The 14,544-nt window shown below is 64.9% G+C and carries 13 protein-coding genes; 7 read left to right on the top strand and 6 right to left on the bottom strand.

Annotated elements, in window-relative coordinates:
* Positions 1 to 70: 70 nt before the first annotated feature.
* The 3 genes from BRA471DRAFT_RS11195 to BRA471DRAFT_RS11185 all read right to left on the bottom strand — a co-directional run bounded on the left by BRA471DRAFT_RS11195 (position 71) and on the right by BRA471DRAFT_RS11185 (position 2,181).
* Positions 71 to 979, bottom strand: a complete 909-nt coding sequence (locus BRA471DRAFT_RS11195; RefSeq protein ID WP_007607165.1) for a S49 family peptidase — start codon at positions 977 to 979, stop codon at positions 71 to 73.
* A gap of 211 nt (positions 980 to 1,190) precedes the next feature.
* A complete protein-coding gene (locus BRA471DRAFT_RS11190; RefSeq protein WP_007607163.1) occupies positions 1,191 to 1,961 on the bottom strand; it encodes a tRNA1(Val) (adenine(37)-N6)-methyltransferase in 771 nt (256 codons plus the stop codon).
* Positions 1,954 to 2,181, bottom strand: coding sequence for a DUF2007 domain-containing protein (locus BRA471DRAFT_RS11185; RefSeq protein ID WP_007607161.1), 228 nt, complete (start codon positions 2,179 to 2,181; stop codon positions 1,954 to 1,956). Before BRA471DRAFT_RS11185 ends, BRA471DRAFT_RS11190 begins: the two co-directional genes overlap by 8 nt.
* Before the next feature lie 132 nt (positions 2,182 to 2,313).
* Here BRA471DRAFT_RS11185 and BRA471DRAFT_RS11180 point away from each other — a divergent pair, with 132 nt between their 5' ends.
* The 5 genes from BRA471DRAFT_RS11180 to BRA471DRAFT_RS11160 all read left to right on the top strand — a co-directional run bounded on the left by BRA471DRAFT_RS11180 (position 2,314) and on the right by BRA471DRAFT_RS11160 (position 7,062).
* Positions 2,314 to 3,321, top strand: a complete 1,008-nt coding sequence (locus BRA471DRAFT_RS11180) for a polyprenyl synthetase family protein (protein WP_007594965.1) — start codon at positions 2,314 to 2,316, stop codon at positions 3,319 to 3,321.
* Between the two features lie 398 nt (positions 3,322 to 3,719).
* Positions 3,720 to 4,235, top strand: a complete 516-nt coding sequence (locus tag BRA471DRAFT_RS11175) for a helix-turn-helix domain-containing protein (protein WP_007607159.1) — start codon at positions 3,720 to 3,722, stop codon at positions 4,233 to 4,235.
* Position 4,236: 1 nt separating this feature from the next.
* On the top strand, positions 4,237 to 5,493 hold the full coding sequence (gene fabF / locus BRA471DRAFT_RS11170) for a beta-ketoacyl-ACP synthase II (RefSeq protein WP_007607158.1): 1,257 nt from the start codon (positions 4,237 to 4,239) through the stop codon (positions 5,491 to 5,493).
* A 59-nt stretch (positions 5,494 to 5,552) separates the two neighbouring features.
* Positions 5,553 to 6,185 carry a LysE family translocator gene (locus BRA471DRAFT_RS11165; RefSeq protein ID WP_007607156.1) on the top strand — a complete coding sequence of 211 codons (633 nt, stop codon included), beginning with the start codon at positions 5,553 to 5,555 and terminating at the stop codon, positions 6,183 to 6,185.
* A gap of 7 nt (positions 6,186 to 6,192) precedes the next feature.
* Positions 6,193 to 7,062: an alpha/beta fold hydrolase gene (locus BRA471DRAFT_RS11160; RefSeq protein ID WP_007607155.1), complete on the top strand. Its 870-nt coding sequence runs from the start codon at positions 6,193 to 6,195 to the stop codon at positions 7,060 to 7,062.
* Between the two features lie 200 nt (positions 7,063 to 7,262).
* Here the strand turns inward: BRA471DRAFT_RS11160 and BRA471DRAFT_RS11155 are convergent, their stop codons facing one another.
* From BRA471DRAFT_RS11155 to BRA471DRAFT_RS11145, 3 genes are all read right to left on the bottom strand, one after another.
* Positions 7,263 to 8,147 carry a 4-(cytidine 5'-diphospho)-2-C-methyl-D-erythritol kinase gene (locus tag BRA471DRAFT_RS11155; RefSeq protein ID WP_007607151.1) on the bottom strand — a complete coding sequence of 295 codons (885 nt, stop codon included), beginning with the start codon at positions 8,145 to 8,147 and terminating at the stop codon, positions 7,263 to 7,265.
* An 86-nt stretch (positions 8,148 to 8,233) separates the two neighbouring features.
* On the bottom strand, positions 8,234 to 10,036 hold the full coding sequence (locus BRA471DRAFT_RS11150; protein ID WP_007607144.1) for a tetratricopeptide repeat protein: 1,803 nt from the start codon (positions 10,034 to 10,036) through the stop codon (positions 8,234 to 8,236).
* A 336-nt stretch (positions 10,037 to 10,372) separates the two neighbouring features.
* Entirely contained in the window at positions 10,373 to 12,034 is a 1,662-nt protein-coding gene (locus tag BRA471DRAFT_RS11145; protein WP_007607142.1) for an electron transfer flavoprotein-ubiquinone oxidoreductase, read from the bottom strand.
* Between the two features lie 135 nt (positions 12,035 to 12,169).
* On the opposite strand from BRA471DRAFT_RS11145, the gene BRA471DRAFT_RS11140 reads away from it, so the two are divergent.
* The gene (locus BRA471DRAFT_RS11140) at positions 12,170 to 12,979 is read left to right on the top strand and encodes a uracil-DNA glycosylase family protein (RefSeq protein ID WP_007607140.1); all 810 of its coding nucleotides are present in this window, start codon (positions 12,170 to 12,172) and stop codon (positions 12,977 to 12,979) included.
* A gap of 287 nt (positions 12,980 to 13,266) precedes the next feature.
* On the top strand, positions 13,267 to 14,538 hold the full coding sequence (locus BRA471DRAFT_RS11135; protein ID WP_007604171.1) for an IS110 family transposase: 1,272 nt from the start codon (positions 13,267 to 13,269) through the stop codon (positions 14,536 to 14,538).
* Positions 14,539 to 14,544: the final 6 nt, after the last annotated feature.

The raw sequence follows: 14,544 nt of genomic DNA, 5'->3' as shown, positions 1-14,544 counted from the left end.
AGACCGGGCCGCGCCGCAATTGGCACGGCTTCAAGTCTGCTTGGGACCAAATGGCGCGGAGGGGCTCCGTCTAGAACCCGAATTTCGCCCAGATCGCGCGCGTCTCGACCGCCGAAATCAGGTCGTCCGGCAGGCCGGCCATTGATTCCAGGACCGAAAGCTGCCCCGCGCCGGGCGATTTCCGGCCCAAAAGGCTGGAGAGCAGACCGGTCGGCTGGGCAATCACGGGGGTGAGAACCTTGTCGCCAAAGCGGGCACGAAGAGTTGAGCGGAGATCGCCGATGCTGTCGGCAAGCCCCAGCGCGACAGAACTCTCGCCGGCCCAGTATTCGCCCGTGAACAGGGTGTCGTCGGAGCCCTTCAAGCGCGCGCCGCGGCTCTCCTTCACCAGCGCGATGAAGATCTGGTGGATCTCGCGCTGGAGCGCCTTCAGCTTGGCGACGTCGTCGGGGTTTTCAGGGAGAAACGGGTCGAGCATCGCCTTGTGTGCGCCGGCGGTGTAGAGGCGCCGCTCGATGCCGAGCCGCTTGATCGCCTCCTGGAAACCAAAGCTGCCGCCGACCACGCCGATCGAACCAAGGATCGAGGACGGATCGCAAATGATCTCGTCGCCGGCGCAGGCGATCATGTAGCCGCCGGAGGCCGCGACGTCCTCGACGAACACCAGCACCGGCAGCTTCTTCTCCGCCGCAAGCTGCTTGATGCGCAGGTAGATCTGGCGCGACTGCACCGGCGAGCCGCCGGGCGAATTGATGACCAGCGCCACCGCCTTGGCGTTGCGCATCGAAAACGCCCGCTCCAGCACCCGCGAAACGGTCGCAAGCGTCATGCCCGGGCGCAGCGGCGTCACTGCGCCGATCACACCGGACAGCCGCACCACCGGCACCACGGCCGTACCGGGACGGAAGCGCGCCGGCAGATATTGCATGAGCTTGTCGGCCAGGCCGGAACTCTCACGATCGTTCAATTGTTCGGCCATGCCGTTACCTCTGATTAACCATTTCTTATCACGCGACTGTCATTGGAAGGGCCCGGAACGTGTTTTGCAGAAACCCCGTTGAGAGGCTGCAATGGGCCGGCGGAGAACACCATGAAAATCTATCTGCTGATGCTGCTGATCGGTGCGCTGTTCATGGCGATCCGCCTGACGACACCGCAAGAGCAGCAGTCGGAATCGCTTCCGCAATAGCTCAGCACGGTTCCACCAGGGGTAGAACCGCCCTTCCCTCCAGAATATCCATCACCTCTTTTTTAGGCACGCGTGATTCCTCGTTGAGTATGAGGCCCGGCAACAATCGTGTCGGAGCCCTCCCGCCCTTGATCGCGCGCACCAGCACGCGGATCGCGGGCCGCCCGGCTTCACCGTGAACCGGCAGAATCGCGAGACTGCCGAAGCCGCGAGACAGCGCCGCCAAAACGTCCGCAATCCCATCTGCGCGCCAAATCAATGTCAGCGCGCCATTCGATCGGAGGATGCGCCGCGCCGCATGCGCCCAGCCATTCAGCGTCTCATCCCTCGCCACATGCGCGATCTGGCGCGCCTGGTCGGGCGAGCCGCGATGGCGGGCGGGATCGTTGAAGGGCGGGTTCATCAGCACCACGTCGACGCTGTCGGGCGCGAGCCCGCTGGCCGCGAAGGTCTGCGCGTCCGCGGTGACGTCGAGCACGATCGTCTCGGCGGCAATCGCATTCGCTGCCGCATTGGCGCGCGCAAGCTCCGCCAGTTCGGGATCGATCTCCACCAGGCCGAGCCTGATCCCGGCCACGCGCCGAGCCAATGCAAGCCCGGCCGTGCCGATGCCGGCGCCGAGATCGACGACACGGTCGCCCGCGCTCGCCTCCGTCGCCGCCGCGAGCAGAATGGCGTCGTGCCCGGCGCGATGGCCGGACCGCTTCTGCTTCAGCCGCAATTGTCCGCCGAGGAAGGCGTCCTCGGTGAGGTCTGCCAGGGCTTCACTCATCGCCGCGCAGTTCGTGGCTGAGGCCGGCCTCGGTCAGTAGCTGCCGGGCCTCGATGGCGTCGTCCTCGTGGACCAGGATCCGCCGCGGCAAAATGCCGAGCGAGCCCTCGATGATGCTCATGTTCTGGTCCAGCACCAGATGATGGATGTTGGCGCCGTCGAGCAGCGCGCCGATCGCCGACACCAGCACCATATCGTTGGTCCGAACCAGTTCTCGCAAAACACAGGCCTCCTGCCTGACGGGGATTAAGCGGCAAATGTCAATGGTTCCACGGCCCTTGCCGCATCCCCGTCCAGTTTCTATTGTCTTTCCATCAGAATAGCCCTTCCGGGGCAAATATTGGAGACCGGCGTGGCCGTCATCGTACCTTTCGAAACTCCCGGCGCGTCGATCGAAGAGCTGGTTGCCCTTGTCGCCGGTGACATGGAGCGCGTCAACGCCACGATCCTGTCGCGGACCGGTTCGGACGTGACCATGATCCCGGAGGTCGCCAACCATTTGATCTCCTCCGGGGGCAAGCGCCTGCGGCCGATGCTGACGCTGGCTATGGCCAACCTCGCCGGCTACACCGGCGACGGCCATATCAAGCTCGCCGCCAGCGTCGAGTTCATGCATACCGCCACCCTGCTCCATGACGACGTCGTCGACGAAAGCGAGATGCGCCGCGGCAAGCTGTCGGCGCGCATGCTCTGGGGCAATGAGGCGAGCGTGCTGGTCGGCGACTTCCTGCTCGGCCAGGCCTTCCGCATGATGGTCGAGGTCGGCTCGCTCCGTGCGCTCGACATTCTCTCCGCGGCCGCTGCCACCATCGCCGAGGGCGAGGTCATGCAGCTTGCCGCCGCCAAGAACACCGCGACCACCGAGGACGAATATCTCGCCGTGATCCGCGGCAAGACCGCCGAGCTGTTCGCGGCCGCCTGCGAGGTCGGCCCCGTGATCGCGAACCGTCCGAAGGCGGAGCAGACCGCCTGCCGCTCGGTCGGCATGAATCTCGGCATCGCCTTCCAGCTCGTCGACGACGTGCTCGACTATGGCGGCAAGAGCGCCAAGCTCGGCAAGAACACCGGCGACGATTTCCGCGAGGGCAAGATCACGCTGCCCGTCGTGCTCGCCTTCCGCCGCGGCAACGACACCGAGCGTGCCTTCTGGATCCGCGCGCTCGAGCGCGGCGAGATCGGCGACACCGACCTCGACCACGCCATCGGGCTGATGAACAAGCATCGTGCGCTCGAAGACACGCGCAGCCGCGCCCAGCACTACGGCGCCATGGCCGTGGACGCGCTGGCGCTGTTCCCGTCCTCGCCGATGAAGAGCGCGCTGGAGCAGGTCGTGGCGTTCTGCCTGGCTCGGTCGCATTAGCTTCTCGCATCCCTAGCGCTTGCTGGTAGCCACACCCTCAGTGTCGTCTCGGCGAAGGCCGGGACCCATTACCCCGGTCAGCGTTGTCTTAGCGGCTGTGGCCCCCATCGTGCATCACAACAACAGTCGTGGGTATGGGTCCCGGCCTTCGCCGGGACGACATCGTTGAGGTACGCGCCACCACTGCATCAACAGCGTCATTGCGAGCGCAGCGAACGCAGAAGGACTCTAGATTGCTTCGCTCCGCTCGCAATGACGGAGCAAGGAGCGCAGGCGTCGCTCGCCAACTCGCATCCCGGATCACAGAGACAGTTTTGCAGTCCCGCACATCGTCCTGCCGTGCGGGGAAGTCGCCCTTGTCACTTGCATTTTGAAAGTTACATCCCTACTTTCGAACCATGCAGCCCAAGTCCCCCTCCATTCAGGAATGTCCGGTCGGCCGCGCCGTGGAGACGGTCGGCGAATGGTGGAGCATTTTGATCCTGAGGGATGCGTTCCAGGGCGCAACGAAGTTCGACGAATTTTCGCAAAGCCTCGGGATCGCGCCGAACATCCTGTCGCGGCGGTTGGCCCATCTCACCGAAAGCGGCATGTTCGTCCGCCGCCGCTATCACGAACGGCCACCGCGCTACGAATATGTGCTGACGGACAAGGCCCGGGACTTCTTCCCCGTGGTCGCGACCCTGCTCGCCTGGGGCAACAAGCATCTCGCACCGAAGGGCGAAGCGATCCTGCTCGCGAACCGGCACGATCGTCGTCCGTTCAATCCGGTCGTGCTCGATGCCGCCGACATGCAGCCGATCACGCTCACCAATGCGGTCATCATCGCCGGTCCCCGCGCCAGCCGTCTCATGCGCAAACGGCTGACCTCGCTCAAAGCCATGAACCCGGCCGTCGCGCCGGCTGGAGACTGACATGCGTCGTATCGTCGTGACGGGAATGGGCGCGGTGTCGCCGCTTGGCTGCGGTGTCGAACTGTCCTGGCGCCGGCTGCTGGCGGGCCAAAGCGGGCTGCGCCCGCTGCCGGAATGGTCGCAGGCGCTGCCCGCACGCATCGCCGGCCTCGTGCCCGACAAGGCCGAGGACGCCGACGGTGGCTTCGATCCCGCGCAGGCCGCCGCGCCGAAAGACCAGCGCAAGATGGACCGCTTCATCCTGTTCGCGCTGCTCGCCACCGCAGAAGCGGTTGCGCAGGCCGGCTGGACGCCGCAGGACGCGGCGGCGCAGGAACGAACTGCGACGATCATCGCCTCCGGCGTCGGCGGTTTTCCGGCGATGGCGGAGGCGGTGCGCATCACCGAACAGCGCGGACCGCGCCGGCTGTCGCCGTTCACGATCCCCTCCTTCCTCGCCAATCTCGCCGCCGGCCACGTCTCGATCAAATACGGCTACAAGGGAGCGCTGGGCACACCGGTCACGGCGTGCGCCGCCGGCGTTCAGGCGATCGGCGATGCCGCGCGCATGATCCGCGCAAGCGAGGCTGATGTCGCGATCTGCGGCGGTACTGAAGCCTGCATCGACATCGTCAGCCTCGGCGGCTTTGCCGCGGCCCGCGCACTGTCGAGCGGGTTCAATGACGCGCGCGCCTCGCGCCCGTTCGATCGCGACCGCGACGGTTTTGTCATGGGCGAAGGCGCCGGCATCCTGGTGATCGAGGAGCTGGAGCATGCATTGGCGCGCGGCGCGACCCCGATCGCGGAGATCGTCGGATACGGCACGACCGCGGATGCCTATCACATGACATCGGGTCCGCCCGACGGCGACGGCGCCCGGCGCGCCATGGAGATCGCGCTCCGGCAGGCCAAGCTTGCGCCCGCGGATCTGCAGCACCTGAACGCGCATGCGACGTCGACGCCGGCCGGCGACGAGAGCGAGCTTGGCGCGATTGCCGCGCTGTTCGGCCGTCACCGCGGCATCGCCGTGAGCGCGACCAAATCGGCCACCGGACATCTGCTCGGCGCCGCCGGAGGGCTCGAGGCGATCTTCACCGTGCTCGCCCTGCGCGACCAGATCGCGCCGCCGACACTCAATCTCGAAAACCCCGATCCCGCCGCTGACGGCATCGACATCGTCGCCGGTGTGGCGCGCCCGACGCCGATGCAGCACGCGATCTCGAACGGGTTCGGCTTCGGCGGGGTGAATGCCAGCGTGATCTTCCGCCGGATGGGCTAAACGACGGGGCCTTAATCGACGGGCCTTGCAATCGCGGCAAGCATCGCTACCAAAGCAGGATGATCAACACGAATTTCTGGCTGTTCCTGGCCGCCGCTTGTCTCATCGCCGCCGTTCCCGGCCCCGGCATTTTCTACGTCGCGGCACGAACCTTGTCGGAAGGGCGCGGCAGCGGTTTTGCATCGACCGCAGGCACCGCGCTCGGCGGGCTGGTTCATGTGGTCGCGGGCAGCCTCGGCATCTCCGCGATCATCCTTGCCAGCGCCGAGCTGTTTGCCGCCGTGAAATTCGTCGGCGTACTCTATCTGGTCTGGCTCGGCATCAGGACTTTTCGCAGCGCCAGCCGCGCGCTGTCATTCGGCAACGAGCCCGTCGGCGACAAGCGCGCCTTTCGCGACGGCGTGCTGGTCGAGGCGCTGAACCCGAAGACCGCCGCATTCTTCCTCGCCTTCATTCCGCAGTTCCTTGACCCGGCGGGATCGAACCCGACGCTGCAGTTCATCACGTTGGGCGCGATCTCGGTAACGCTGAACACACTCGCCGACATCATGGTGGTGCTGATGGCCTCCGCGACACGCACGCAGTTGATCGGATGCCCGCACCTGATGCGACGCCTCACCCAGGGCTCCGGTGTCTTCATCGCAGGGCTCGGCCTGTCGCTCGCACTGGCGCGGCGGCCCGTGAATGGATAGCGCCGCCATGCTTGCCCCGCAAAGCCGCACTTACGAGTCTCACGGCCTGCGGCTGCACTATGTCGACTGGGGCAACGACGGCGCGCCGGTCACCATCCTGGTTCACGGCGGCCGCGATCATTGCCGGAGCTGGGACGTCATCGCCCGGTCGCTGCAGCCGCATTTTCACGTGCTCGCACCCGACCTGCGCGGTCACGGTGATTCCGACTGGACCAAAGGCGGCAGCTACGCGCTGACGGAGTATGTGTACGATCTGGCCCAGCTCGTCCGTGCCGTCGCGGCGCCTCAAATCACTCTCATCGGCCATTCCATGGGCGGCATGGTCAGCCTGATCTTTACAGGGTCATTCCCCGAACAGGTCTCGAAGCTGGTCGTGCTCGACGGCGTGACGATGTTGCCGGATACACCAAAACCGCCGGTGCATGAGCGGATCGGCAAATGGGTCGGTCAGCTCGACAAGCTGCACGACCGCGCACCGCGCCGCTATTCGACGCTCGAAGACGCGGCGGCGCAGATGGTGCTTCACAACAAGCGGCTGTCTCGCGACCTCGCGCTGCATCTCGCCACCCACGGCGCGCGGCAGAACGAGGACGGCACCTATAGCTGGAAGTTCGATCCCTACCAGCGCGCCTCCGCGCCGCACCGGCTCTGGCCGGACGATCACATCGCGCTGTGGTCGCGCATCACCTGTCCGACGCTGCTCTTGAATGCCGGCGAAAGCTTTCTGGCTGGCGCGAGGGCCGCGGGCCTGGAGCGCTATTTTCCGCAGGCGCGCGTCGAGACCATCGCCGGGGCTGGACACTGGCTGCAACATGACAAGCCGCTGGAGGTGTTGAGCGAGATTCGGCGGTTTCTCGGACTGGCTGAGAACTCGTAGCCCGCATGAGCGCAGCGACATGCGGGACGCGGCAAGCAAGGTCCCGGATATCGCTTCGCTCATCCGGGCTACGCAGCTTGGGCTGGCCGCGCTATCGTATGGCGGGCAAAGGCGCGACAGCGCCGTGCCCCCCATGCATCCGGTTGACTGAACAATTGGTGGGCACGCTTCGCTCTGCCCGCCCTATACGGCGGTCGTACCTAGCTCAACGTCCCCGAGTGCACCCACCAACCGGAATGATCCCTGCGGATCTTCTCAGCGGCGGCATGCGCCTCGGCAGATGCGCCATAGATCGCAAAGCACGTCGCACCCGAGCCGGACATGCGGGCTAGCTTTACGCCGGCGGAGCCACGCAAGGCTTCCAGCACGTCGCCGATGACAGGCTCGATGCGCATCGCCGGGGCTTCGAGATCGTTGGCGACGGTCTCGAGCGTGTCGACCCAATCGGCAATGGAGGCGGCCTCGCCCGGCCAGGCCGGGGCGTCGAGGACGGAGGTGGCGCCAACCAGAAGTTCGCCATTGCGCAGGCCCAGCGCCTGGAACACATCCTTGGTCGCGACCGGCACGCGCGGATTGACCATCACGCAGGGCATGCTCGGCAACGCGAGCGGCAGCAGCTGCTCCCCGACACCGGTCATGTCGCAGGCGCGCGAGAACAGGCACACCGGCACGTCGGCACCGGTCGCAAGCGCAACCTTCTGCAGCCGCGGGTCATCGAGCGACAGATCGTTGAGACGCGCCAGCAACCGCAGCGCCGCCGCGGCGTCGGCCGAGCCGCCGCCGATGCCGGCAGCGACCGGGAGCACCTTGTCGAGCGCAAAGACGCCCAGCTTCAGGTTCGGGACGGCTTCGGCCAGGAGCTTGGCCGCCTTGAACACGAGGTTGTCGGCCATATCGCCGCAGGCCGCCGCGAGCGGCCCCGTCGTGGTGAGCTTCAGCTCGCCGCCGGGCTCCAGGGTGAGCCGGTCGGCGCAGTCGGCAAACGCGACGACGCTTTCGAGATCATGATAGCCGTCGGTACGACGGCCGACCACGCGAAGGCTCAGATTGACCTTCGCGCGCCCTTCTTCAATCAACGCCGGCATTGACGACACGCCCCCAGAACTTAGTTCTTCCTACGCATGATCTTGCCGGAAAACCGCTACACACTCTTCCGGATCATGCGCTCAACTCAGCCGCCTTTGCCGTCGTCCTTCTTCTTCTCCTTCTCCGCCTGCGCAGCCGAGGAGTTCGAATTGTCTTCGGTCATACCGTTTGCAATCTTGGCCTCGATCTTCGGAAGCTCATCCGCTTCGGGCTTGAGATCGCGGGCGTGCGCCCACTGGAACTTGGCTTCCAGCGTGCGGCCGACGCGCCAATAGGCGTCGCCAAGGTGATCGTTGATGGTGGGATCTTCGGGCTTGAGATCAATGGCGCGCTCGAGGTTCTTCACCGCGTCCTCGTAATTGCCGATGCGGTAATAGGCCCAGCCAAGGGAGTCGACGATGTAGCCGTCATCCGGGCGCTGCTCGACCGCCCGCTTGATCATCTTCATGCCTTCGTCGAGATTGATGCCCTGGTCGATCCAGGAATAGCCGAGATAGTTCAGGACGTGCGGCTGGTCGGGCTGCAGCTCGAGCGCCTTCTTCATGTCGGCTTCGGCCTTGCCCCACTGCTTGGAGCGCTCCTCGCAGATGCCGCGATAATAATACCAGACGCTGTTGGCCTTGTCGATGCCGGCCGGCAGCACGTCGACGCCTTGCGAATAGGTCGCGCCGCATTCGCCGAACTTCTTGCGGCCGCGCTCGATGTTGCCGAGCGCCATGATGGCTTCGAGATCCTTGGGATCCTCAGTGGTGACGCCCTTGAGAATCTTGATCGCCTCGTCGGTGCGGTCGGCGGAATCCAGATCGATGGCGAGCTGAATCTGGGCGTTGCGCTTGAGCGGCGAGGACGACGGCACCCGTTCGTAGACCTTGATCGCCATCTGCGGCCGCTTCACCGATTCATAGAGATCGGCGAGCGAGAGCAGCGCCAGGGGATGGGTGGGCTGGAGGTAGAGCGAGAGCTGGAGATAGACCAGCGCCAGATCCTCGCCGCCGCGGCGGGTCAGTGTGGCGCCGATGCCGTAGAGTGCTTCTGCGGCGCCGGCTTGCGCGCTATCGACCAGCGGCGGCATCTTCTTGCCGGCCTTGGTGTCGCGCAACCCTTCCACGATCAGCGGATGGCGGGCGAGCTTCTTGTCGAAAGCCTGGTAGACCGTGGTCGCGGCGGCCGAGTCCTTGTTGCGCGACAGCCAGCGCGCATAGGCCTCGGTGACACGCAACATGGAATCGTCAAGCTTGTAGGCGCGCTCGAACCGGGTGCCGGCGTCTTTTTCCTTGCCGGCGAGCTCGAGGATCATGCCGGCGTGGAGGTCCTTGAAAAGCGGATACCATTCCGGACCGGCCAGCTTGTCGATGGTGGCGACGCCGCCCTTGGCATCGCCCGCACCATAGGCAGCCCAACCCGATAGCAGCGTGGCGACGAGATCGGTGATCGGACCGCGGATCGACTGGTTGATGTTGGTCTGCGCGGCCGCGTACTTCTTGAGCTTGAGATCGTGCACGCCGACGACGAGGCGCGCAACGCGGTTGGTCTTGTCGATGGTCAGGATGCGCTCAGCAAGCTTGACGGCTTCGTCGATGTCACCGTCGGCAACCGAGGAGATGAAGGCGCGGTCGAGCAGCTCGTTGTTCTTGGGATCGGTGCGCAGGGCCGAGCGATAGAACGCGGCAGCGGAGGCCGCGTCGCGCTCGACGCTGGCGTGGCGGGCGGCGAGATAGCTGCCGGAGGTGGTCAGCGCCTTCAGATCGTTTCGGGTCGGAAACTGCGCCGCGGTGTCGGACGGATGGTCCGGCGTCTGCGCCCGGACCGCGCCGGGGACCGTCGCCATCGCTGAGCCCATGAGGGCAATGGCGGCAACAGTCCAACGGTTGAAACGATTTGAAAGCATCAGGGCTCGCCTTGAGTTGGTAGTGCCTGGGTTTGCAGAAGGCCGTATCGCATGCGAACGCGGCCGGTGGCATGGGGACCCGGAACCGTCAGGCCGACAATGCCGCTTTTGGCGCTTCACCGCAAGGATTCGGGCCGGGCGATCCCCTCCGCACGGCCCAAATCGACCAAGTGACCGGTCAAGAGCGCCCCAAGACGCCGCCAGTATGGCCTTATCGTGACCACGACCCGCGAAGGCGGCCGGGTTCTCACGCGAACGTGCGTCACAGGGCGAAGATCACGCAACTTTGGTCACATTGGGCCTTGGTCACATGGATCGTGGCTTACTGACCCCAGCCTACATCGCCTCGTAGTTCGGACCGCCGCCGCCCTCCGGGGGAACCCAGGTGATATTGCCGTTGGGGTCCTTCACGTCGCAGGTTTTGCAGTGAACGCAGTTCTGGGCATTGATCTGGAAGCGCGGGCCCGAACCTTCCTCGATCCACTCATAGACGCCGGCCGGGCAATAGCGATTCGAGGGACCGGCGAACACGTCATGCTCGGAGCTCTTCTGGAGGTTCATGTCCGTGACCTTGAGATGGACCGGCTGGTCCTCCTCATGATTGGTATTGGACAGGAACACCGACGAGAGCTTGTCGAAGGAAATCTTGCCGTCCGGCTTCGGGTAGGTCCTCGGCGCGTGGGTCTTGGCCGGATCGAGCGTCGCGCGATCGGGCTTCGCGTGCGACTGGGTGCCAAACAGCGAGCCGCCGAACAGCGTGTTGCACCACATGTCGAAGATGCCGAGCCCGGCGCCGATGAAGGTGCCGAACTTCGACAACAACGGCTTGGCGTTGCGGACAGGATAGAGGTCCTTACCGACGACGGAATCGCGCCAAGCGTTCTCGTATTCGACCAGCTCATCATTGGCGCGGCCCGCAGCGAGAGCTGCGTTAACATGTTCTGCCGCGAGCATGCCGGTGCCCATGGCATTGTGCACGCCCTTGATCCGGGGCACGTTGACGAAGCCGGCCGCGCAGCCGATCAGCGCACCGCCCGGGAAGCTCAGCCGCGGCACCGACTGGTACCCGCCTTCGGTGATGGCGCGCGCGCCGTAAGCCAGCCGCTTGCCGCCTTCAAGCGTCGCGCGGACCGCCGGATGGTTCTTGACGCGCTGGAATTCGTCGAATGGCGACAAATAGGGGTCGTTGTAGTTGAGATGAACGACGAAACCGATCGACACCAGGTTCTCGTCATAATGGTAGAAGAACAGGCCGCCGCCGGTGTTGTTGTTCAAGGGCCAGCCAACGGCGTGCTGCACGAGGCCCTTCTGATGCTTGGCCGGATCGATCTGCCAGACTTCCTTCAGCCCGATGCCAAATTTCGGCGGCTCACTTTTGGTGTCGAGCGCGTATTTCGAGATCAGCTGCTTGGTCAGGCTGCCGCGCGCACCTTCGGCGAACAGCGTGTACTTGCCGAGCAATTCCATGCCACGGGTAAAGGAGTCCTTCGGCTTGCCGTCCCGGCCGATCCCCATGTCGCCGGTGGCGATACCGCGCACTGCGCCATTGTCGTCATAGAGCACTTCGGCCGCTGCAAAGCCGGGATAGATCTCGACGCCTAGCGCTTCCGCTTTGCGCGCCAGCCAGCGGCAGACATTGCCGAGCGAGCCGATATAGCAGTGATGGTTGTCCATCAGCGGCGGCATGATGAAGTTCGGCAGCTTGATCGCGCTGGTCTCGGTGAACCAGAAGAAGCGGTCGTCCTTGACCTGCGTCTTGAGCGGACAATCGGAATCCTCGCGCCAGTCCGGGATCAGCTTGTCGAGCCCGGCCGGGTCGATCACGGCGCCGGAGAGAATATGCGCACCGACTTCGGAGCCCTTCTCCACCACGACGACATTGAGATCGGCATTGATCTGCTTCAGCCGGATCGCCGCAGCCAGGCCCGAGGGACCGGCGCCGACGATGACGACGTCGAATTCCATGGATTCGCGCGGGGGAAGTTCTTCGGTGCTCATCTGATCTCAGCCCTTGAGACGGTCCTTGGTCGATTGCGCCCTCTTGTTTCCGATTTTTCCGGGTAGGACAACCTCGGAAATGCGTTTCGCCGGGGTGCAAGGCACCCCAAACTGGACTAATAGTCGGACTTTCCGATGATCCCAGAACCCGCACCCACCGTCCGAGAGCTTCTCGCCTTCTATCTGGAGGCCGGAGTCGATTGCACGCTCGCGGAGGAACCGATCGACCGCCTGGCGGAATTGGATGTTCCACCTCCGGCCCCGCGCGCGCCGCCTCCCGTCGAGGCCCCACGGCCGGCCGCCGCGCCCGCGGTGTTGCGCGGCGAGGCGGCACCGGCGCCCGACGTCGCAATCGCCTCGGCGCGCGAGGCCGCACGCACCGCGCCGACGCTCGAGGCGCTGCGCGAGTTGATGCAGAGCTTTGAGGGCTGCGCGCTGAAGCACACGGCGACACGGTTGGTTTTCGCCGACGGTAATCCGCAGGCGCGCATCATGTTCGTCGGCGAGGCACCGGGCCGCGACGAGGACATCGAGGGGCTGCCCTTCGTCGGGCGCAGCGGCAAGCTGCTCGATTTGATGATGGGAGCCATAGGCCTCAACCGCACCACCGCCTACATCGCCAACGTGATCCCCTGGCGGCCGCCCGGCAACCGCACGCCGACGCCGCAGGAGACGCAAATCTGCCTGCCCTTCATCCAGCGCCAGATCGAGCTGGTGAATCCGGATGTGCTGGTGACGCTCGGCAATCCCTCCACGCAGACGCTGCTGTCGACCCGCGAAGGTATCATGCGTACCCGCGGCCGCTGGTTCGACTACGAGACGGGCGGGCGCACCATCCGCGCGCTGCCGACCTTCCACCCCGCCTATCTGCTGCGCTCGCCGTCGTACAAGCGGCTGGCCTGGCAGGATCTGCGCGCGATCGCGAAGGTGCTGGCAGGCGCGTGAGGAGCCGTACGGCCTCTCCCCGTCATTGCGAGTTGGGACCAGTCTTGAGGGTCTGACGCGCGCTGGATGAAACTTTTCGCGGGTTGGCAAGAGCGGTAAACTGAGGTGCCGTCGGCAAAGAGGTCGATTGCTCACTGGTGCGTGAGAGCCCGGTTGCGAGTTGGACCCGGGTTGCCTGGATGACCCACACTGGCGCGGAGGGGCAGTATGGCCCTAGAGCACGCTTCCTAGCATTCTTTTTTGACAGGCGCCCTATGCCGCCGGCGCGAACTGTTGAGGAGAGGAGCATGGATATTCTGTACGAGCGGGTGGCGGGCCTGGATGTGCATAAGGACACAGTTGTGGCCTGCCTGCGGATCATGGTCGAGGGGAAGGCGCAGCGAGAGTGCCGGACCTTTGCGGCCACGACTGAGCAGCTTGCAGAGCTGCGACGATGGCTGGAGGAAAGCCGGTGCACGCATGTGGCGATGGAGGCGACGGGCGTCTACTGGATGCCGGTGTTCCGGATTCTGGGCGAAGGCGCTTTTGAACTGATCGTCGCCAATGCGGCGCACATCAAGAATGTTCCGGGACGCAAGACCGACATGAACGATGCGATGTGGATCGCCGACCTGTTGGCCTGCGGGCTGATCAAGGGCAGCTTCATTCCGGAAGAGCGGGTGCAGGAGCTGCGTGCCCTGACGCGAACACGCAAGCAACTGGTGCGCGAACAGACGCGGCACGTTCAGCGGATCGACAAGACGCTGGCAGAAGCCAACATCAAGCTCGGCTCGGTCATCTCCGACATCATGGGCGCGAGCGGCCGGCGGATCATCCAGGCGATGATCAACGGCGAGCGGCAGCCGAACAAGCTGGCCGAGCTTGCCGGCAAGCAGATCAAGGCGTCGCCGAAGGAGCTTTACGATGCGTTGCACGGCCGCCTGACGGATCACCATCGCTTTCTACTCGCGCTTCATCTGCAGCAATGGGATGTTCTGGATGAGACGATTCGCCGGCTTGATGCCGAAATCGCCGAGCGGATCGAACGTATGGAAGCGGAGGCGGACGGTCGCAAGATCCCCTTTCGCCACCTGATCGGGTTGCTGACCACGGTCCCCGGCGTCAGCGCGGTCGCAGCGCCGGCAATTTTGTCCGAGATCGGCGCTGACATGAGCCGCTTCCGGACTGCTGGCCATCTCGTCGCCTGGACCGGCCTGTGCCCCGGGCAAAACGAGAGCGCCGGCAAGCGCAAATCCTCGCGCCTGCGCAAGGGGGCACCGTGGCTCAAGACCATGCTCGTCCAATGTGCTTGGGCCGCCAAGCGTAGCAAAAACAGCTATTACCGAACTCAGTTCTTCCGATTGCAGGCCAAGCGCGGGCCGCAAAAAGCCATCTGTGCTGTCGCCGCTTCGATCCTCACCGCTATCTACCACATACTCAAAGACGGCACCGAGCACCGCGATCTCGGTGCCGCCTACTTCGATCGCCGGCCCATGGAGGTCCAAGCAAACCGCCTCGTCGCGCGCCTCAAGAAGCTCGGCTTCACTGTCCAACTCCAGCCCACGGCGGAGGCAGCCTGACGCCAA

Origin of the sequence: Bradyrhizobium sp. WSM471, from assembly GCF_000244915.1 — a bacterium.
Lineage (GTDB): Bacteria > Pseudomonadota > Alphaproteobacteria > Rhizobiales > Xanthobacteraceae > Bradyrhizobium.
Note: the sequence above shows the minus strand (reverse complement) of the source record. Positions and strands in the feature narration are given on the sequence as shown.

What these genes read in the sequence shown, in the direction of transcription:
- BRA471DRAFT_RS11155 (WP_007607151.1), bottom strand. Translation starts at nt 8,147, where the DNA reads ATGCCGGCGTTGATTGAAGAAGGGCGCGCGAAGGTCAATCTGAGCCTT.
- fabF (WP_007607158.1), top strand. Translation starts at nt 4,237, where the DNA reads ATGCGTCGTATCGTCGTGACGGGAATGGGCGCGGTGTCGCCGCTTGGC.
- BRA471DRAFT_RS11165 (WP_007607156.1), top strand. Translation starts at nt 5,553, where the DNA reads ATGATCAACACGAATTTCTGGCTGTTCCTGGCCGCCGCTTGTCTCATC.
- BRA471DRAFT_RS11160 (WP_007607155.1), top strand. Translation starts at nt 6,193, where the DNA reads ATGCTTGCCCCGCAAAGCCGCACTTACGAGTCTCACGGCCTGCGGCTG.
- BRA471DRAFT_RS11195 (WP_007607165.1), bottom strand. Translation starts at nt 979, where the DNA reads ATGGCCGAACAATTGAACGATCGTGAGAGTTCCGGCCTGGCCGACAAG.
- BRA471DRAFT_RS11140 (WP_007607140.1), top strand. Translation starts at nt 12,170, where the DNA reads ATGATCCCAGAACCCGCACCCACCGTCCGAGAGCTTCTCGCCTTCTAT.
- BRA471DRAFT_RS11145 (WP_007607142.1), bottom strand. Translation starts at nt 12,034, where the DNA reads ATGAGCACCGAAGAACTTCCCCCGCGCGAATCCATGGAATTCGACGTC.
- BRA471DRAFT_RS11175 (WP_007607159.1), top strand. Translation starts at nt 3,720, where the DNA reads ATGCAGCCCAAGTCCCCCTCCATTCAGGAATGTCCGGTCGGCCGCGCC.
- BRA471DRAFT_RS11150 (WP_007607144.1), bottom strand. Translation starts at nt 10,036, where the DNA reads ATGCTTTCAAATCGTTTCAACCGTTGGACTGTTGCCGCCATTGCCCTC.
- BRA471DRAFT_RS11190 (WP_007607163.1), bottom strand. Translation starts at nt 1,961, where the DNA reads ATGAGTGAAGCCCTGGCAGACCTCACCGAGGACGCCTTCCTCGGCGGA.
- BRA471DRAFT_RS11135 (WP_007604171.1), top strand. Translation starts at nt 13,267, where the DNA reads ATGGATATTCTGTACGAGCGGGTGGCGGGCCTGGATGTGCATAAGGAC.